At 57.9% G+C, this 17,009-nt stretch carries 19 protein-coding genes, 1 tRNA gene and 1 pseudogene; 13 read left to right on the top strand and 8 right to left on the bottom strand.

From position 1 onward, the window contains the following. The first annotated feature begins 43 nt into the window (after nucleotides 1-43). The 4 genes from QOM10_RS01540 to QOM10_RS01525 all read left to right on the top strand — a co-directional run bounded on the left by QOM10_RS01540 (nucleotide 44) and on the right by QOM10_RS01525 (nucleotide 3,047). Nucleotides 44-1,102 (top strand): YhcG family protein, encoded by a 1,059-nt coding sequence (locus QOM10_RS01540; RefSeq protein WP_134176237.1) that lies wholly within the window; start codon nucleotides 44-46, stop codon nucleotides 1,100-1,102. Between the two features lie 92 nt (nucleotides 1,103-1,194). Then, nucleotides 1,195-2,145 (top strand): alpha/beta fold hydrolase, encoded by a 951-nt coding sequence (locus QOM10_RS01535; RefSeq protein WP_410479215.1) that lies wholly within the window; start codon nucleotides 1,195-1,197, stop codon nucleotides 2,143-2,145. Nucleotides 2,146-2,174: 29 nt separating this feature from the next. Then, entirely contained in the window at nucleotides 2,175-2,588 is a 414-nt protein-coding gene (locus tag QOM10_RS01530; protein WP_316917471.1) for a hypothetical protein, read from the top strand. A 6-nt stretch (nucleotides 2,589-2,594) separates the two neighbouring features. Then, nucleotides 2,595-3,047, top strand: coding sequence for a hypothetical protein (locus tag QOM10_RS01525; RefSeq protein WP_160037876.1), 453 nt, complete (start codon nucleotides 2,595-2,597; stop codon nucleotides 3,045-3,047). Between the two features lie 70 nt (nucleotides 3,048-3,117). Here the strand turns inward: QOM10_RS01525 and gabP are convergent, their stop codons facing one another. After that, nucleotides 3,118-4,509 (bottom strand): GABA permease, encoded by a 1,392-nt coding sequence (gene gabP, locus QOM10_RS01520; protein ID WP_316917470.1) that lies wholly within the window; start codon nucleotides 4,507-4,509, stop codon nucleotides 3,118-3,120. Between the two features lie 554 nt (nucleotides 4,510-5,063). Between gabP and QOM10_RS01515 the strand changes: the two genes are divergently transcribed. The 7 genes from QOM10_RS01515 (at nucleotide 5,064) to QOM10_RS01485 (ending at nucleotide 10,607) form a co-directional block, all read left to right on the top strand. After that, nucleotides 5,064-5,837, top strand: coding sequence for an ABC transporter ATP-binding protein (locus QOM10_RS01515; RefSeq protein WP_007909167.1), 774 nt, complete (start codon nucleotides 5,064-5,066; stop codon nucleotides 5,835-5,837). A 13-nt stretch (nucleotides 5,838-5,850) separates the two neighbouring features. After that, entirely contained in the window at nucleotides 5,851-6,600 is a 750-nt protein-coding gene (locus tag QOM10_RS01510) for an ABC transporter substrate-binding protein (protein ID WP_127925476.1), read from the top strand. Nucleotides 6,601-6,678: 78 nt separating this feature from the next. Further along, entirely contained in the window at nucleotides 6,679-7,371 is a 693-nt protein-coding gene (locus tag QOM10_RS01505) for an ABC transporter permease (protein WP_007909165.1), read from the top strand. Then, a complete protein-coding gene (locus tag QOM10_RS01500; RefSeq protein ID WP_316917469.1) occupies nucleotides 7,371-8,060 on the top strand; it encodes an ABC transporter permease in 690 nt (229 codons plus the stop codon). The genes QOM10_RS01505 and QOM10_RS01500 overlap by 1 nt, the downstream gene beginning before the upstream one ends. Continuing rightward, on the top strand, nucleotides 8,041-9,276 hold the full coding sequence (locus tag QOM10_RS01495) for a methyltransferase (RefSeq protein WP_316917468.1): 1,236 nt from the start codon (nucleotides 8,041-8,043) through the stop codon (nucleotides 9,274-9,276). The genes QOM10_RS01500 and QOM10_RS01495 overlap by 20 nt, the downstream gene beginning before the upstream one ends. A 342-nt stretch (nucleotides 9,277-9,618) precedes the next feature. Then, on the top strand, nucleotides 9,619-10,455 hold the full coding sequence (locus tag QOM10_RS01490; RefSeq protein WP_127925472.1) for an FkbM family methyltransferase: 837 nt from the start codon (nucleotides 9,619-9,621) through the stop codon (nucleotides 10,453-10,455). A gap of 76 nt (nucleotides 10,456-10,531) precedes the next feature. After that, nucleotides 10,532-10,607, top strand: a tRNA-Thr gene (locus QOM10_RS01485). Between the two features lie 324 nt (nucleotides 10,608-10,931). On the opposite strand, the pseudogene QOM10_RS01480 reads toward QOM10_RS01485, so the two are convergent. Then, nucleotides 10,932-11,042 (bottom strand): annotated as a pseudogene (locus QOM10_RS01480) (transcriptional regulator); the annotation flags it as partial. Between the two features lie 490 nt (nucleotides 11,043-11,532). Here QOM10_RS01480 and QOM10_RS01475 point away from each other — a divergent pair. Beyond that, nucleotides 11,533-11,814 carry a DUF3077 domain-containing protein gene (locus tag QOM10_RS01475; RefSeq protein WP_316917467.1) on the top strand — a complete coding sequence of 94 codons (282 nt, stop codon included), beginning with the start codon at nucleotides 11,533-11,535 and terminating at the stop codon, nucleotides 11,812-11,814. A gap of 42 nt (nucleotides 11,815-11,856) precedes the next feature. On the opposite strand, the gene QOM10_RS01470 is transcribed toward QOM10_RS01475, so the two are convergent. Together QOM10_RS01470 and QOM10_RS01465 are read right to left on the bottom strand one after the other, a co-directional pair. Continuing rightward, the gene (locus QOM10_RS01470) at nucleotides 11,857-12,522 is read right to left on the bottom strand and encodes an RES family NAD+ phosphorylase (RefSeq protein WP_410479214.1); all 666 of its coding nucleotides are present in this window, start codon (nucleotides 12,520-12,522) and stop codon (nucleotides 11,857-11,859) included. Nucleotides 12,523-12,533: 11 nt separating this feature from the next. Continuing rightward, nucleotides 12,534-12,941 carry an MbcA/ParS/Xre antitoxin family protein gene (locus QOM10_RS01465; protein ID WP_316917465.1) on the bottom strand — a complete coding sequence of 136 codons (408 nt, stop codon included), beginning with the start codon at nucleotides 12,939-12,941 and terminating at the stop codon, nucleotides 12,534-12,536. A gap of 858 nt (nucleotides 12,942-13,799) precedes the next feature. On the opposite strand from QOM10_RS01465, the gene QOM10_RS01460 reads away from it, so the two are divergent. Next, nucleotides 13,800-14,726 carry a LysR family transcriptional regulator gene (locus QOM10_RS01460; RefSeq protein ID WP_008080520.1) on the top strand — a complete coding sequence of 309 codons (927 nt, stop codon included), beginning with the start codon at nucleotides 13,800-13,802 and terminating at the stop codon, nucleotides 14,724-14,726. Here the strand turns inward: QOM10_RS01460 and QOM10_RS01455 are convergent. The 4 genes from QOM10_RS01455 to QOM10_RS01440 all read right to left on the bottom strand — a co-directional run bounded on the left by QOM10_RS01455 (nucleotide 14,643) and on the right by QOM10_RS01440 (nucleotide 16,855). Next, on the bottom strand, nucleotides 14,643-14,960 hold the full coding sequence (locus tag QOM10_RS01455; protein ID WP_007952614.1) for an AzlD domain-containing protein: 318 nt from the start codon (nucleotides 14,958-14,960) through the stop codon (nucleotides 14,643-14,645). The two genes, QOM10_RS01460 and QOM10_RS01455, sit on opposite strands and share 84 nt — an antisense overlap. Continuing rightward, on the bottom strand, nucleotides 14,939-15,655 hold the full coding sequence (locus QOM10_RS01450; RefSeq protein WP_316917464.1) for an AzlC family ABC transporter permease: 717 nt from the start codon (nucleotides 15,653-15,655) through the stop codon (nucleotides 14,939-14,941). The genes QOM10_RS01455 and QOM10_RS01450 overlap by 22 nt, the downstream gene beginning before the upstream one ends. Beyond that, on the bottom strand, nucleotides 15,652-16,029 hold the full coding sequence (locus tag QOM10_RS01445; RefSeq protein WP_053116558.1) for a GNAT family N-acetyltransferase: 378 nt from the start codon (nucleotides 16,027-16,029) through the stop codon (nucleotides 15,652-15,654). Before QOM10_RS01445 ends, QOM10_RS01450 begins: the two co-directional genes overlap by 4 nt. Nucleotides 16,030-16,108: 79 nt before the next feature. Then, a complete protein-coding gene (locus QOM10_RS01440) occupies nucleotides 16,109-16,855 on the bottom strand; it encodes a 2OG-Fe dioxygenase family protein (protein ID WP_316917463.1) in 747 nt (248 codons plus the stop codon). Nucleotides 16,856-17,009 lie beyond the last annotated feature (154 nt).

Here is a 17,009-nt window from a genome sequence, read left to right as displayed (position 1 = left end):
TTGGCATGCTTTGACGCCTGTTTCCAACGATGTGGAAGAGCCAATGAGCCCGCTAAAACCTGCTGATACGCAAGACCCGAAAATCGATTCATTGCTGGGGGAGTTGGGCGAACTGATTCGCCAGGCGCGGCAAAAAGTGCTGCGTGCGGTGGATACGATTCAAGTGCAGACCTGCTGGCAGATCGGCAGGCATATTGTCGAATTTGAACAAGAGGGAGCCCAGCGTGCGGGGTATGGAAAACAGTTACTAGCGTTGTTGGCGAAGAATCTGACGGCGCAGTTTGGTAAAGGATTTGACGATCGTAATCTGCGATACATGCGCAGCTTTTATCAGTTGTTTCCAATTTGGAACGCAGTGCGTTCCGAATTGAGTTGGACCCACTATCGTCGGCTTTTGGGTGTGACCAATGAAAAAGCCCGCCACTGGTACATGGACGAATGCGCCAACCTGAACTGGTCGAGCCGCGCCCTCGACCGCCAGATCCTCACGCTCTACTACGAGCGGCTTCTCATGAGTCGCGACAAAGCCGATGTGATCGAAGAAGCCACCACCAACATCGAAGCGCTGAAATGCAACCCACGCGAGTTCATTCGCGACCCCGTCATGCTCGAATTTCTCGGTCTACCCTCAGCAGGCAAGGTCAGGGAAAGCGGTCTCGAACAAGCCCTCATCGACCATCTGCAGGGCTTTCTGCTTGAGCTGGGTAAAGGCTTTTCCTTCGTCGCCCGCCAGCAACGCATCAGTACCGACGGCGTCGATCTGTACATCGATCTGGTGTTCTACAACTACCTGCTCAAATGCTTTGTAATCATTGATCTCAAACGCGGCAAGCTCAGCGCCCGTGATGTCGGGCAGATGGACATGTATGTGCGCATGTACGACGAGCTCATGCGCAGCGAGGGCGACAAGCCGACAGTCGGGATTATTCTGTCTGCCGAGAGCAACGACTCGGTGGCGCGCTACTCAATGCTTAAGGGCAATGAGCAACTGTTCGCCAGCAGTTACAAAACGATACTGCCGAGTGAAGAGGAACTGCGTGCAGAACTCAATCGCGAACAGGCCTTGATCGAGGAACGCCTGCTCAGTCAATCCACTGAATAAAACCTGCCGATTGTTGCCGGGCGACGCGCAGACTATTGTTGGCAACTTACCCGCCCAGGTACAAAGTCATGAGTTGTGAGGACACGCCAGTAATGCCGGATGTGCAGTCAAAGTCGCCGACTTTGACTGCAGCTCAAGGTGAGTCCTTCAAGGATGCTGCCGCCGACGGGTATGAGCTTGGCGGTTTTACTTGGCGCCACTCAGCACCCGATCCTCAGCGCCCGGTGGTGATCATTAATGCCGCCACATCCGTGCGATGTCGCCACTACTCGCGTTTCGCGGCTTATCTGTTCGCCAACGGCTTCGACGTAATGACCTACGACTACCGTGGCATTGGCGAATCGCGACACGCCTCGATCAAAGGCTTGAACGCTTCATGGACGGACTGGGGCGAACTCGATTTCGAAGCGATGCTCAAACGCGCGCAACGGGAGTTTCCCGGTCAGCCGATTGATGTGATCGGCCACAGCTTCGGCGGTTGCGCGGCAGGTCTGGGCGAGTCCGGGCAGGTTATCCGACGGCTGGTCACCGTCGGCGCGCAGTTCGCCTACTGGCGCGACTACGCGCCGGAACATCGCTGGCGCATGTTCGGCAAATGGCATGTGGTGATGCCGTTGCTGACGCTGTTCTGCGGCTTCTTCCCCGGCAAGCGACTCGGCTGGCTGGAAGATACGCCGACCGGCGTTGTGCGCGACTGGAGCACGTCTGCCGCGCGTTACGAACGGCGCCCCAGTGGTCGCGCGCTGATGAAAAAGACCGGCGCCCTGCCCTTCGCCAATGTCCGCGCACAGACTCTGGCGATCAGTATCAGCGACGATCCCTACGGCACGATTCCAGCCATCGAACGCCTGCTCGGTTACTTCGACAACGCGGCAAAAACCCACCTGCGTATCGAGCCGCAGGACATCGGCGAACAACAAGTCGGACATTTCGCCTTTTTTCGCAGCGCATACCAAGCCACACTATGGCCCATCGCTCTGACCTGGCTGCAAACCGGTGCACTGGCCCCCGACACACCCGGGCGGCAAGTCCCGCGCAGCTGAGCCCCTCTCAACGCACGACGGAACACATCATGGCCTCCGCCAACAAGCAGCAAAAACGCGCCACCCGGGCCAAAGCCAAGGCCAAGCAGAACCGCACCAAGCGCGCCGAGGCGCCGGTCGAGCTGGACCCGAACGACGACCGCATTGATTTCGAATCGGTAGACCTGACCGAGCTGTTCAAGAAAATGATCGACGCCGAGAAGATCAGCCAGCAAGCGCTGTGCACCGCCTTTCTCGAAGACCCGCTGCTGGAACTGGTCTATGAGCAGGAAGGCGAAGAAGGCGCGATGGATTTCATCCTCGCCGCACTGATCGAGTATCGCCAGTGGTCGCAGGAAACCGACGAAGCCGGCGCGCTGGCGTGGATCGAATCCCCGGCCTTCCAGGTCGACTATGTAGCGGCGTCCGACGCGATCGCCGCACAAACCCAACAGAAGAACTGAGTTCCCATGGCATCCCTGAACAAGCAACAGAAACGCGCCAAACGCGCCAAGGCCAAAGCCAAGCAAATCCGTATGGTCGGCCGCAAGCCGCTGGAGCAGGACGAAGACCTCGACCACCTCGCTGAGCCGGTGCCGGAATACGTCCTGGCGATGTTCAGCAAAATGCGCGACGCCGAAGCCGTCAGCCGCAACGAAATGCTGCTGACCCTGCTGCGCGAACTGGCGTTCGTCATCGTTGACCATCCAGAGCTGCTGGACATGGAAAACGCCGACAACGAAGGCATGGCCGCCACCCACCTGGCCGCCGACATGCTGATCGACTACCGCATGTGGGCTGAAGGCGCAACGATCGAAGAGGCCCAGGCTTGGCTGAGCGAACCGCAGTTCATCACCGATTTCGGGGTTGCGCTGGATGCTTATGGCAAGTCGGTGGAAGCGCAGGAAGACAAGAGCGAATAAACCACGCTCACAAACAAAAACGGCCGCTCGTCATCACTGACAGCGGCCGTTTTGCATTACGTGTTACGGATCAGTTCAACACCACCGCACCACGTTTTTCCAGCTTGCGACGGCGTGCCACCAGCAGACCGGCTGCCACCACCAACAGGCTCAGCAGGCCAGTCGCGAGAATCTCTACGCGATGCGCTTCCTGGAACAGCATGATGGTCAGAGCCGCGACGATGAAGATGATCACCGCGTAGGTCAGGCCCGGAAACAGCCACATGCTGAAGACGATTTTCTCGCCGCGCGCCATACGCTGTTTACGCATGCGCAGCTGCGAGAATGCGATCACCAGATACACCAACAGAGCGATTGCACCGGAGCTGGCCAGCAGGAATTCGAACACCGCCGCCGGGGCCACGTAGTTGGCGAAGGTGCACAGGAACGCTGCGCCGGTGGACAGCATCACCGCCCAGTAAGGCGTACCGCTTTTGTTCACCCGCGTCGCCATGGCCGGGGCATCGCCACGCTTGCCGAGGGAGAAGAGCATGCGCGACGAGGTGTACAGCGCCGAGTTCAGGCAACTGGTCACGGCGACCAGCACCACGATGTCGACGATCATTTTTGCGTTCGGGATGCCCATGCGCTCAAGCACGGTCTGGTAGGAACCGAGGTTGGCCAGCGTAGGATCGTTCCACGGCACCAGGGCGACAACGATGAAGATCGACACGAGATAGAACAAGCCAATCCGCCAGATCACCGAGTTGGTGGCCTTGGAGATCTGCTTGCCCGGGTTCTTCGATTCCGCGGCCGCGATGGTCACGATTTCGGTACCCATGAAGGAGAACATGGTGGTCAGGATTGCACCCAGCACCGCGCCCATACCGTTTGGCAGGAAGCCGCCGCTGTCGAACAGGTGCGAAACGCCGCTGACCTGGCTGTTCGGCAGAAAGCCAAAGATCGCCGCCAGACCGAGGATGATGAAGCCGATGATCGCCAGCACTTTGATCAGCGCGAACCAGAATTCGAACTCGCCGTAATTCTTCACGCTGAACAGGTTGGTGATGGTCAGGAGCATGGTGATGACCAGCGCGAACGCCCAGATGCCGACGTCAGGGAACCATGCGTGCAGGATGGTCGCAGCGGCGTTGGCTTCCAGCGGAATCACCAACACCCAGAACCACCAGTACAACCAGCCGATGGTGAAACCCGCCCAGTGCCCAATGGCACGGTCGGCGTACGTCGAGAAGGAGCCCGTGTCCGGCGAGGCAACGGCCATTTCGCCGAGCATGCGCATCACCAACACCACCAAGGTACCAGCGGCGGCGTAAGCCAGCAGCACGGCAGGGCCGGCGGCAGCGATGGCGTGGCCGGAGCCAACGAACAGACCGGCGCCGATGACACCGGCGATCGACAACATGGTCACATGACGCGGTTTGAGCCCCTGTTCGAGGCCATTGGAGCTTGGGGTACTGCTCATCGAAACTACCTTTGCAAGGAATGCGATTCAGTCCGTCCTGCCTGGTGTGTTCTTTCTCGTAAAAAGAAACCAACAGGGCGTTCCGGATTCTGCACGCAATAAATGCGCCAAAATGTTTCAAAGTCTTTTGGCTCGCGGCTTTGCGCGCGACCGGATGGTCATCGCAAGTCCTTGAGATTAATGGCTATTCGCCAGAGCGTTACCCTGCGACTCACTTTCAAGACGAATTCGCGCACCAGAAACACACTGAAAAAGTGTGGGATGCACAATAAAAGGGCGAATCCGGAACGTTCGGCCGGATAGCGCTTCCAACACCCCGCCAAAGCTGGCAACATCGCGCCTTTTTTTACGCGACACCCACGGGTTTGCACGATCAAACACCCGTTCGGTTGTTGATGGGGCGACAGTCTGCTGTGCCGATGCGACAACCTGCCACATGCCACCCGTTAACCGCTCGTAGCGCTGTTGGCTGCCATTGAAACGCTATGCTAGCTTGGCCGCCTCGCCAGGAAGGCCATCCAACAGCAGGAGCGCAACATATATGAGGAACGCACATGGCTGAGGCCACGCCCGCGCTTGAAATCCGCAACTTGCACAAACGCTACGGACAGCTGGAGGTGCTCAAAGGCATCTCGCTGACCGCCCGCGACGGCGATGTGATCTCGATCCTCGGTTCCTCCGGTTCCGGCAAGTCCACGTTCCTGCGTTGCATCAACCTGTTGGAAAACCCGCACCAGGGCCAGATTCTGGTGGCCGGTGAAGAACTCAAGCTCAAGGCCGCCAAGAATGGCGAACTGGTTGCCGCTGATGGCAAACAGATCAACCGCCTGCGCTCCGAGATTGGTTTTGTGTTTCAAAACTTTAATCTGTGGCCGCACATGAGCATCCTCGACAACATCATCGAGGCACCGCGCCGCGTGCTCGGCCAGAGCAAAGCCGAAGCGATCGAAGTCGCTGAAGCGCTGCTGGCCAAGGTCGGCATCGCCGACAAGCGCCACGCCTACCCGGCGCAACTATCCGGCGGCCAGCAACAGCGCGCAGCAATCGCCCGCACGCTGGCGATGCAACCGAAGGTTATCCTGTTCGACGAGCCCACCTCGGCGCTTGACCCGGAAATGGTTCAGGAAGTACTTAGTGTCATCCGCGCACTGGCCGAAGAAGGCCGCACCATGCTGCTCGTGACCCACGAAATGGGCTTTGCCCGTCAGGTTTCCAGCGAAGTGGTGTTCCTTCACCAAGGCCTTATAGAAGAGCAAGGATCGCCTCAGCAGGTGTTCGAAAACCCGCTTTCGGCGCGCTGCAAACAATTCATGTCCAGCAACCGCTAACGGAGCAACATGCATGCAGAATTTCAAGAAGGTCTTCCTGGCCGCCGCCGTCACCCTCGCGTTCAGCGCCGGTGCCATGGCTGAAACCCTGAAGATGGGCATTGAAGCGGCCTATCCGCCGTTCAACAATAAAGATGCCAGCGGCAACGTGGTCGGCTTCGACAAAGACATCGGCGACGCTCTATGCGCGAAGATGAAAGTCGAGTGCACCGTGGTCACTTCCGACTGGGACGGCATCATCCCGGCCCTGAACGCGAAGAAGTTCGACTTCCTGATCTCCTCGCTGTCGATCACCGACGAGCGCAAAGGCGCGGTGGACTTCACCGAACCGTACTACTCGAACAAGCTGCAGTTCATCGCGCCAAAAAACGTCGACTTCAAAACCGACAAGGACTCGCTGAAAGGCAAGACCATCGGTACCCAGCGTGCGACCCTGGCCGGTACCTGGCTGGAAGACACCTACGCGGATGACATCAAGGTCAGCCTCTACGACACCCAGGAAAACGCCTACCTCGACCTGACCTCCGGTCGCGTCGACGCGATCCTCGCCGACAAGTACGCCAACTATGACTGGCTGAAAAGCGACGCCGGCAAGAACTACGAGTTCAAAGGCGACCCAGTCGTAGAAAGCGACAAGATCGGCATCGCTGTGCGTAAAGGTGACCCACTGCGTGAGAAGCTGAACGCCGCCCTGAAGGAAATCGTCGCCGACGGTACCTACAAGAAGATCAACGACAAGTACTTCCCGTTCAGCATCTACTGATCCTGACCTGTGGGACTGGCGCCGTGATGCAACGGCGCCATCTCCCGACTTTGCCTGCCGCAATTTGAACAGAAACCCATGATTATCGACCTCTACGGATTCGGCCCGGCCCTCGCTGCCGGCGCGCTGATGACCGTCCAACTGGCTCTCACCGCCCTGTGCCTGGGACTGGTGCTCGGGCTGCTCGGCGCCTTGGCCAAGACTTCCCCGTACAAGCCACTGCAATGGCTTGGCGGCACTTATTCGACCCTGGTGCGTGGCGTCCCGGAATTGCTCTGGGTGCTGTTGATCTACTTCGGTACGGTCAACCTGATGCGCGCCCTCGGTGAGTTCTTCGGCAACCCCGACCTGCAACTCAACGCCTTCGCCGCCGGTGTGATCGCACTCGGACTGTGCTTCGGTGCCTACGCCACGGAAGTGTTCCGTGGTGCGATCCTCGCCATTCCCAAAGGCCACCGTGAGGCCGGCCAGGCCCTGGGTCTATCGAAATGGCGGATCTTCACCCGGCTGATCATGCCGCAGATGTGGCGCATCGCCCTGCCCGGCCTGGGCAATCTGTTCATGATCCTGATGAAAGACACCGCACTGGTCTCGGTGATCGGCCTGGAAGAAATTATGCGTCACGCGCAAATCGGCGTGACCGTGTCGAAACAACCGTTCACCTTCTACATGGTCGCCGCGATCATGTACCTGGGCCTGACCGTGCTGGCCATGACCGGCATGCACTTCCTGGAAAAACGCGCCGCTCGCGGCTTTGCGAGGAGCGCTTAATGAACTGGGACGTCATCATCAAGTGGCTGCCGAAACTGGCGCAGGGCGCGACCCTGACCCTGGAACTGGTGGCCATCGCCGTGATTGCCGGCCTGCTGCTGGCGATTCCGCTGGGCATCGCCCGCTCTTCGAAGCTGTGGTACGTGCGATCGCTGCCTTACGCTTACATCTTCTTTTTCCGTGGCACGCCGTTGCTGGTTCAGCTGTTCCTGGTTTATTACGGCCTGGCGCAGTTCGATGCGGTGCGCGAAAGCGCCTTGTGGCCGTACCTGCGCGATCCGTTCTGGTGTGCGACCGTGACCATGACCCTGCACACGGCGGCGTACATCGCCGAGATCTTGCGCGGGGCGATTCAGGCGATTCCACCCGGCGAAATCGAAGCGGCGCGGGCTTTGGGCATGTCCAAGCCCAAAGCGATGTTCTACATCATCCTCCCGCGTGCCGCGCGCATCGGCCTGCCGGCCTACAGCAACGAAGTGATCCTGATGCTCAAGGCCAGTGCGCTGGCCAGCACCGTGACTTTGCTGGAGCTGACCGGCATGGCACGCACAATCATCGCCCGCACCTATCTGCCGGTAGAGATCTTCTTCGCTGCTGGCGTGTTCTATCTGCTGATGGCTTACGTTCTCGTACGCGGCTTCAAGCTGCTGGAGCGCTGGCTGCGCGTCGATGCCTGCCAAGGGCGCTGACATTTCCCACGTGCTGACGGGCGAGGACTTACTCGCCCGTTTCACGGCGCTGGATGATTTTCTCACAGCCCATCAAGCGCTGTGGAAACCTCGACCGTTCACTCATCTTTCGCTTGCCTGGGAAGCGTCCTACCCGGAGCTGGCCTTGTGGCTACGCGGACGGTCGCTGGAAGACGCAGAAAACGCTCACAACCAACCTGCTGATCTTGCTGATGCGCCGGAGCCGTTCGCCTCATTGGCGGCGTTGTCGGCTGAGTTGAGCGCGGTGGGTGAGTTGCCGGGCCACGCGCTGGAAGCCGCCGGCCATCGATTGAATGTCGATGTACCGGGACGCAAGTGGCAGCAGATCGAGGCGTTTGCCAGTCGTTTGTCTTTCGCCTCGCAGCCGACGCATTGGCTGGACTGGTGTTCGGGCAAGGGGCATTTGGGGCGACGCTTGTTGGGCGCGGGGCAGCAACTGACTTGCGTTGAATACAATCCTTTATTGGTCGCCAGCGGTCAGGCGTTAAGTCAGCGTCATCACTTGCACGCTTTGCATGTGGAGCAAGACGTACTGGCGACTGATGCCTCTGCCGTATTGAGCTCAACTCACACGCCCGTCGCTCTCCACGCCTGCGGCGATTTGCATGTACGTCTGATGCAACTGGCCAGCGCTGCCGGTTGCCAGCAAATGGCGATCGCACCCTGCTGCTACAACCGCATCGAACGCAGCGAATATCAGGCATTGTCCCGCGCCGGATCGCGATCGCTCCTACAACTCTCGTTGGAGGATCTGGCGCTGCCGATGAGCGAAACCGTCACCGCCGGTGCACGAGTCCGACGCCAGCGTGACACCTCGATGGCCCGTCGTTTGGCATTCGATCTGCTGCAACGCCAAGTGCGCGGCGTCGACGAATACCTACCGACGCCATCTCTGCCCAGTGCCTGGCTGGATAAACCGTTCGCCGATTACTGTCGCGATCTGGCCGCGCTCAAAGAGTTATCCACAATCGGCTCGCCAGATTGGTCAGCATTGGAAGCGGCCGGTTGGCAGCGGTTGGCCGAAGTTCGCAACCTGGAGTTGCTCCGAGGATTGTTCCGACGGCCACTGGAGCTTTGGCTGAATCTGGACCGAGCCGTTTTTCTGGAAGAACAAGGCTACGCTGTACGTCTCGGCACTTTTTGCGCAGCCTCACTCACACCCCGTAATTTGCTGCTATTGGCCGAACGCGCTTAGACGCTCCAACCTGTGGATAACTCTGTTGATGGATTTATCATGGATCCAATATCCACGCCTGTTACGAGCCATTAACAGCGCTGGTCATTTTTTGTTCATATAAATAAAAAACCTGTAAAACAGGGATTTGCGAACAAAACGAGAACGCGTCCACAAAATCCCCCGCAGGCGCCCCGATGCAGCTTCCCGTTGTGCATAAGCTTCAGATCGAAATGACATAACCGCCGAATGACGGACTGTTTCAGGAGTAAATTGCGCCCACCCTCCGCCCTTGCTATACAAGCTCACACCGGGCAGGCAGCACTGCAACCAATAAGAACAAACCACTGACAGGGAGCGACCGTGACGTTCATTTCATATGCACAGAATTTCGAAGATATCCGCCTGTGGCGCGCACTCAAATTCTTTGAAAACGGCTTCTACATCGACGTCGGCGCCAACGATCCAATCCATGATTCAGTGACGAAGGCCTTTTATGATCGTGGCTGGAGCGGCATCAACATCGAGCCGATGCAAAGCTTCCACGACGCCCTGGTCCAGCAACGCCCACGCGATACCATTCTGCAATGCATCGCCAGCGATGCGCCCGGGGAAATCACCTTCTACGGCATTCCCGGTACCGGCCTGTCCACCGCCGACCCGGTGATCGCTCAAGAGCGCAAGGAGCGTGGCCTGGAGGTGCAGAGCCTGACCGTAAAGGCCCGCACGTTGACCTCGATCTGCGAAGAACACGCCGCCGACCGCCCCATCCATTTCCTCAAAATAGACGTCGAAGGCCACGAAGAAACCGTGCTGCGCGGCATGGACTTCAGTCGCTTCCGCCCGTGGCTTATCCTTATCGAAACCCCGTTCGAACGTGACCACACCTGGGAACACCTGGTCACCGACGCCGGCTACCAGAACGTCTGCTTCGACGGCCTCAATAGCTATTTTCTCGCCGACGAACACCTGAACCTCAAACCGGCCTTCGACATGCCGCCCTGCCAGCTCGACAACTTCCAACTGTGCCTGGGGCACCCTTTCGCCCACCCCGTCAGCCCCAGCGAAGCCGACGCCCTGGCCCAAATCAGCGCCGCCACACAACGCGCTGAACGCGCCGAAGCGCAACTCCACGCCATGCAGAACAATCGCGCCTGGCGTGCTCTGCAGAAACTGCACAACGTGCTGCGCAGGGCATGATCCGACCTCCCGCAAAAATAGTCTGAATTCAGGGGTTTACAGAAACCACCCAATCGCTATAATCGTCGCCCACAACGCCGGTATAGCTCAGATGGTAGAGCAACTGACTTGTAATCAGTAGGTCCCGGGTTCGATTCCTGGTGCCGGCACCATACAAAACAAAGCCCCTGCAGAAATGCAGGGGCTTTGTTGTTTCTGGATGGTTTACATTTTTTGCAGCGTTTCAACTTCAGTAGAAATAGTGCCTCTCCTCCACACAAGTCGATTTAATCGCCAGACGCCCTTCTCCCACAAAGCACGGCTTTTGCGCAAAACGCTCAAATTTCCGCGTTTATGCCAAACTATGAAATGGCAATAATTAGGGCGCGCCCATAAAAAGTGGAATTGCATGAGCGGCGTTCTCAGCGCACTGAACCGGCGGAGACAATGGCAACCCGGTTTCCCAATCCAAGAGTGCTTGATGCCTCGACGCTTTGTTCCTCCGCCGCAGAGAGCAGCATCTGCGTTACGCGCGCGGCCTCACCGGCCTTCATCTGACGTACAGACTCCAGTAAGTCCTGCTGGAATTCCTGCAGTTCATCGACCAACGCTGATCTCCTCGTTCTGTTGTTTAAGAAAGGCTAAGGATAAGTCGTGATCGACAAAAACGCATGGCGCGAAATCCTGAGAAATCTGCTGTAACGAGAAGCCAAGCAGAGCCACTACTGGCCACGATTGCACGCCTGACACTCCCCAAGCTAACGTCAAACCCGTCGCTGCCAATTCAGCGACCGGGCCTGAGAACCCGCGTAAGATGCAGGCGCACCAGCGCCCCAAACCACGATTGCCGACGCTGTTTTAGTGTCCGCATTCACGTGCAATCGCGGCTGTGCGTGGGAGACCTTCGGGTCTGCCGGGTTCCTGTATCTCCGGTTTCTCAGCCTGCGCATAGCTGCCACCCTTTCGCCTGAGAACGAAATGGCAGCTCTCATTTGATACAGGGAGTTCAAAAATGAAAGCCATTGATCCATCCGTAATCCGCCCGTCAGCAACACCGATCACTTCACGCCCGCTTATCTCAACGGCAGGTGAAGCGAAATGACCAACTCTCAAGATCTGAAAACCCTCGGCCTCACCCACTTTTCCTTCCACTCCAATCAAGCAATGTTTCGCACCAATCGTGGTGTGCCGGTAATCGCCGCCCTTTCCCACGCCTCACACTTGCTTCACATCTCTCGACTACTCACTGCGGACACTTCAGTCTCGCGCGATCCTGATCTTCACGCTTATGCCTCGCAGTATTTGCAGGAATTGAGCAAAGCGCTGATCGATGATGTCGTGAAAGTGATGGATCCGCCGCCGGACAAGCCGTTGATGTGAACGCCGGTGTCAGGCCCTCGCCGATGCGAGGGCTTTTGCGTTTCAGACCTGACTGATCTCAAGCACAAACGAAATCTTCTGCTGACTCGCACTCCACACATACCGCAAATGCTTGCCCTGCTTCGGAATCGATACCGCTGGAGGTCGAAACGCGGCGACACATTCATGGCCCTGTAGGCGAACGCTGTTGTAGAGCAGTCCCCACGACTCGGTTTCGCGCAGTTGACGGGCGAATAGCTGAGACGGCCCATAAGCCTCCGGATCCGGATTGTGCAGCTCGGGGTGATCGTGACGAATGTCGTGTAAGGGTTTAACCACCCGATTAACGTAAGTCCGCATGGTCAACTCAAGATCCGCTTCCTGAGTCGCCGCAAGAAATCGTTCCTGGTGATAACAGGTTTCGGAGATGGCCGCGGCTTGGCTGCTCGCAGCATAGTAAACGCCGAAGGTGCCATCGCAGAAACGACTGCGTTTGCCGATGTGGGTAAACGCAGCCATCACCGGAGTCGAGCCGGGGCCGGAGAGTCGGTCTTCGGTTCTCACACGGGCGAGAACCCCGGCCTGTTCGATCAGGCGATCATTGGTCAGCGCTTCCAGCGTGTAGGCAACTTCCAGGTCTTCGGGATCGAGCACATCTTCGAACAGCGCAATCGGCGGGAAGCTGCTGTTGACGATCCGGTAGGCTCGCGGCCATTGCACATCCACCAAATCAGGCACTTTCAACCGCGCACCCCGTCGAGGTAGCGGCGAACGTCGGCGATATCGATCACGCGCCCAGCCAGCATGTAATCCAGCGCCGTTTGCCCATTGAACGGCGCCGCCGTGTTCGGGCTGCTGACCCACGTGTAGGCGCGGTCGCGACTGTTGCTGAAGATGATACTCAGCGCCTTGTGAATACCCATCAGGTAAGAGATGCGCTCAAGCGTGTCATTGGGCAGACGTATGTTCGGCAGGTGTTTGTATTTGTAGAAAGTGGTGTTGCCGACGCCGCCGAGTAGTGTGCGTTGCTGCTCGGCGCTGCAGCCCCAGCGCTCCATGAGGTTGAAGAAGAACTTCAGCGCGACGCGGCCGGCTTCGGGGGCGTCAAGTTGTTCACGTGGGATGAGGGCTGGGGATGAGGTAGTCATTGCGCCTCTCCTGATTTGATTTGCTTTCATACTAGTACAGATATGAACCAATTTATAAATCTGATTCGCAAGCGTAGAGACAATGACCCAAACCCAGATTGACAGCTTTACTCGCGATGCCGAGAATCGGCCCAAGAGCGCGAAACCGACTGCCATCAGGTGGCGATAGTCGGCGTTAGGAACCCCACTGATGACCTGAGGATCAGTGTCCGGGTGAGACCTCTTTCCCTATTTGGGGAGTAAAAAAAGACCGACAGCGATGTCGGTTTTTTATTGCCTCAATTATTTGAGCATTCCGTCGACCGACTCAAACCGCTGCAGAATATTCAGTGCTTCCAACATCGCTTGAGCTGTCTTATCCGTAGGGATTCGTGCAACGGAAGGCCGTTCTCGAATCTCAATAACCTGGTGCTGCCGGGTGCCACTTGGTCAGTCCAGATCAACCGCTTCTTGTGATGTACTCAATTCGCTCACCTCATTCAGATCCGCAGCCACATAGGCTTGATGCCTCCCCACTGCTACTTCATCTGCTTTGACGAGTCGCCGCTATCAGCTCGGTCGCAAGTTCGCCTAGGACGCATCCACGTATTTCGCAGGCCAAAACCACTAACGTTGTCAGCCATTTCCCCGTGAAAAATCGTCCCCACGCACCAAAACCACGCACTTTTTTTGACCCCCATCACCCCCACGTCACCAAAAACCCCGATCCTGTGTCAGCCTCCAGCCATCGGCGGGGACATCGATTCGCTACTAAACCCGCGACAACTATGCTCAGGTACAGGAATATAGCCAGCATATGGCGCCTGACCGGCAGTCTCGTAAACAACAATACCCAGCCCACTTCAGAGGGCATTACCCATGGATAGCAGAACCTTACGCAACCTCATGCGCATCGTGCAGACCGGCTCGCTGTCGGCCGCAGCCGAGCATTCGTGCCTGACTGTGCAGGCGTTGGCCGCGCAGTTGAACAAGGTCGAAGAGCAGTTCGGTTTCCGCTTGTTTCGACGTTCCAACAAAGGGCTGACGCTGACGCCGCAAGGCACTGAGCTGACGCCGTATATGGACAAAGTGCTGATTGCCACGCGACAGATGGAAGAGAAAGTCGAGGCATTGAAAGTGCCGGGCCAGCGCACGTTGAAGGTTGCGTTGAACAACACCCTGTCGCCGGACTTCAACCGGCGAATGATCGGACGCCTGATCGAGGTGTTTCCCGATTATCAGATGGAATTCAGCTACGCCGAGTCGATGGAAAACCTCAGCAAGCTGAAGAACGAAGACTTTGACCTCGCGGTGCTGATCGGCCCGCAGCGGCCGGGTTTGCCGAGCATTGTCTTGCCCGATGTGCAGGTGCAGGTGGTCGGCGCGCATTGCGGTCAGGAGAATGATCCACTGACCTTGCTGGGCAACAAGTTTCAGGTACGTCCTGCGGAAGATTGTCCGTATTCCCACAGCTTTCTGCGTTTTCTCGACGCCGGGCTGGGCAATCACGAGAACGGCCAGCGCATGGTCTATTCGTGCAGTGAAACGTTGACGCTGTCGCTGATCACGCAGATGGACGCGGTCGGCATGGTCTCCCGTGAGGCCGCGCAGAAGAACGGTCTGACGATTTTCCCCGGGTTCGAGGATTTCCTCGAAGTTCGCCTGGCGGTGAACAATCCGGAGTTGTCGAGCCAGGCGCTGAGCGACGTCGTCGATCTGCCGCTACATGAACGAGCCGAGCGCAATGTACGCAGCCGTCCCAACCGCCACACTGAGAAAGAGGTTTTTGCTGAAATACGCACATAACAACGTCGGAATTGCGGCATAGAATTCCGGGCGATCGAGCTGTATGTGCTGATCCTTGATCAACAAGGGAGTCAGGCTGATCGCAGCGACGATCGCCACCGGCAGGTATTCCAGCGCGCGCGCAACGAACGGCGGCCAGTGCTCGGTATTGACTTGCAGTGGCAGGGCGCGTGGCAGGAAGGTCACGGCCATCATCAGCGCGACCACCAGAATCAGGAACGTTTGGTCAGGCATACACCCACTCCGCAGCCCACAAACGTGGCGATAAACACATTGAACGGCGAGCTGCCGACCAGACTCAACGCGCCCATGCACAGCACAGCGGCCGCAGCGGCGATGAGTTTGTTGCGGGTGTTGCACAGCGACACCAGCACGTAGAGCATCATCGCCGTCAGGGCGTAGTCGAGCTGATACTTGATCAGGTGCGCCGCGTACTGCGCACAGACCGCGCCGAGCAAACCGCCAAGCACCCACGAGGTGTGGCAGAACAAGTTGAAGCCGATCAGATAACGCACGTTGACCGGTGCGCCAGTGCCGAGTTTGACGCTATGGAACGCGAAGGATTCGTCCGTCAGGCCACCGGCGTAAGCCCAGCGCTCCATGCGGCTCAAGCCGAGTGCGCGCAGAGCCTTGGCCATGTAAACCGACATCAACATGTGCCGCGCGTTGATCAGGAAAGTGGTCAGTACGATAGTCGTCAGCGAGGCGCCGCTGGAGATCAGCGCCAGCGCGGCGAATTGCGAAGCGCCGGCATATACGAACAAACACATCGCCACTGGCAGCCACATCGGCAACCCGGCGTTGACGGCCATCAACCCGAACACGAATGACACCGTGAAATAACCGGCGACCACCGGGCTGGCTTCGGCAAACGTGCGCGACGGATGATGGTTGACCATCAACGGCGCACTGCCGGACGTTTCATTCATAGATCCCTCTCAAATGTCCGTTCGCCATGGGGCTCGCAAAAACCCTGGGCAGTCCAAAAACGCTTGCCCGCGAGGTTAGCATCGTCGACGAACAGAAACATCCGTAACACACCGACGCGTTTCATGTCCGACGACGCCGCTTCAACCAGTCGTTGACCGACGCCTTGGCTGCGATAGCGCGGGCTGACGGCCAGGTGGTTGATGGTGCCGCGACTGCCGAGCATGCCACCGAGCACCGCGCCGACGATTTCGCCAGCGACGTCGAAGGCAAGATAGGACGTGGTGGTTTTCTGGATCAGCACGCCGCGCAGGCACTTGGCGTCCTGCCATTCGCAGAAGGACACTTCGTCGAACTGGCGGAAGAAGCGCTCCATGCGCTGCGCATCCTTGGCCGTGGCGCGTCGCAGCACCACCGGCGTCGAGCACTCGACGCCGTCGATTGGGGTGATCTGATTAGCGAACAATGTCGAAAGCGGTCCCGGGCCGCGAGAAGGAAATCGCCAGAATCTGCCGATACGCCATGGCATGGGTGTGATTGTTGCGCGCTGGTGTCACGTAGTGGCGCATATCGCGGTCAAGGAAGTAAGTGGTGTCGAGAATTTCCTGGTAGGTGGTCGACGCCAGTTGATGCTCGTGGATGTCGTACAGACGACTTTCCGCGCCCTCGACATTGCTGCGGCCCCAGAAGTGCACACCACTGAATGGATAGCCGTCGCAGTGAATGCCTTCAGGGGTGATTTCCAGTTGTTTGCCGGGTTTGATCTCGATGCGGATCTGGTGGATCTGGCACTGCCAGATTTCATCGTGCAGCTCTTCCGGCAGTACGCTTTTGTACACTTCAAAATCGGTGTCGATCAGGCTGCGCATCACCGGCGAAGTAATCACTTCATCGGAGAAATCCTGGAAGTGCCGCACCAGGCCGCCGACATAGGCGTTGTTCTCTTTCGACTGCACGTAGGCGCGATGCTCGAGCTGCTTCAACTCGCGCGTCTTGGGGTTGTACTCAAAGTCGCTGTAACGACGGTAACGCATGCCGGCTTCGGCCTGACCGTAGTAGCTGTCAGGCTCCATGTTTTCCCAACTTTTGGTCAGTCTGACGAAGTCGGCAAAATGACCGTAGAGATTGAAGTCACCACCCTGGACGTTGACATATTTGTCGCGCCGTAGCGATTCGCCCACTTCTCTGTTCAAAACGATCATTACCAAATTCTCCGCTGCGTTGAGCGGCCTAATCTATTAGGTGGAGAATTTGCGTCCATGAGAAAGAATTTCAGGCATTTAAAGCCCTGTTTGAAACGGCGTTTGCAGTCACCTGAAAACAACTTTTACATGACAAAAACACGGTTTTTTTCCG

The sequence above is a fragment of the Pseudomonas sp. P108 genome, assembly GCF_032613195.1.
Taxonomy (GTDB): Bacteria; Pseudomonadota; Gammaproteobacteria; order Pseudomonadales; family Pseudomonadaceae; genus Aquipseudomonas.
The sequence above is the reverse complement of the archived record's forward strand: the minus strand, read 5'-3'. Positions and strand labels throughout refer to the sequence as shown.

Bases quoted from the DNA above. Each gene is read 5' to 3' on its own strand.
- QOM10_RS01465 (WP_316917465.1), bottom strand. From the start codon at position 12,941: ATGACTACCTCATCCCCAGCCCTCATCCCACGTGAACAACTTGACGCC.
- QOM10_RS01505 (WP_007909165.1), top strand. From the start codon at position 6,679: ATGATTATCGACCTCTACGGATTCGGCCCGGCCCTCGCTGCCGGCGCG.
- QOM10_RS01460 (WP_008080520.1), top strand. From the start codon at position 13,800: ATGGATAGCAGAACCTTACGCAACCTCATGCGCATCGTGCAGACCGGC.
- QOM10_RS01455 (WP_007952614.1), bottom strand. From the start codon at position 14,960: ATGCCTGACCAAACGTTCCTGATTCTGGTGGTCGCGCTGATGATGGCC.
- QOM10_RS01540 (WP_134176237.1), top strand. From the start codon at position 44: ATGAGCCCGCTAAAACCTGCTGATACGCAAGACCCGAAAATCGATTCA.
- QOM10_RS01510 (WP_127925476.1), top strand. From the start codon at position 5,851: ATGCAGAATTTCAAGAAGGTCTTCCTGGCCGCCGCCGTCACCCTCGCG.
- QOM10_RS01440 (WP_316917463.1), bottom strand. From the start codon at position 16,855: ATGATCGTTTTGAACAGAGAAGTGGGCGAATCGCTACGGCGCGACAAA.
- QOM10_RS01475 (WP_316917467.1), top strand. From the start codon at position 11,533: ATGACCAACTCTCAAGATCTGAAAACCCTCGGCCTCACCCACTTTTCC.
- gabP (WP_316917470.1), bottom strand. From the start codon at position 4,509: ATGAGCAGTACCCCAAGCTCCAATGGCCTCGAACAGGGGCTCAAACCG.
- QOM10_RS01515 (WP_007909167.1), top strand. From the start codon at position 5,064: ATGGCTGAGGCCACGCCCGCGCTTGAAATCCGCAACTTGCACAAACGC.
- QOM10_RS01500 (WP_316917469.1), top strand. From the start codon at position 7,371: ATGAACTGGGACGTCATCATCAAGTGGCTGCCGAAACTGGCGCAGGGC.
- QOM10_RS01525 (WP_160037876.1), top strand. From the start codon at position 2,595: ATGGCATCCCTGAACAAGCAACAGAAACGCGCCAAACGCGCCAAGGCC.
- QOM10_RS01495 (WP_316917468.1), top strand. From the start codon at position 8,041: ATGCCTGCCAAGGGCGCTGACATTTCCCACGTGCTGACGGGCGAGGAC.
- QOM10_RS01450 (WP_316917464.1), bottom strand. From the start codon at position 15,655: ATGAATGAAACGTCCGGCAGTGCGCCGTTGATGGTCAACCATCATCCG.
- QOM10_RS01535 (WP_410479215.1), top strand. From the start codon at position 1,195: ATGCCGGATGTGCAGTCAAAGTCGCCGACTTTGACTGCAGCTCAAGGT.
- QOM10_RS01530 (WP_316917471.1), top strand. From the start codon at position 2,175: ATGGCCTCCGCCAACAAGCAGCAAAAACGCGCCACCCGGGCCAAAGCC.
- QOM10_RS01445 (WP_053116558.1), bottom strand. From the start codon at position 16,029: ATGGAGCGCTTCTTCCGCCAGTTCGACGAAGTGTCCTTCTGCGAATGG.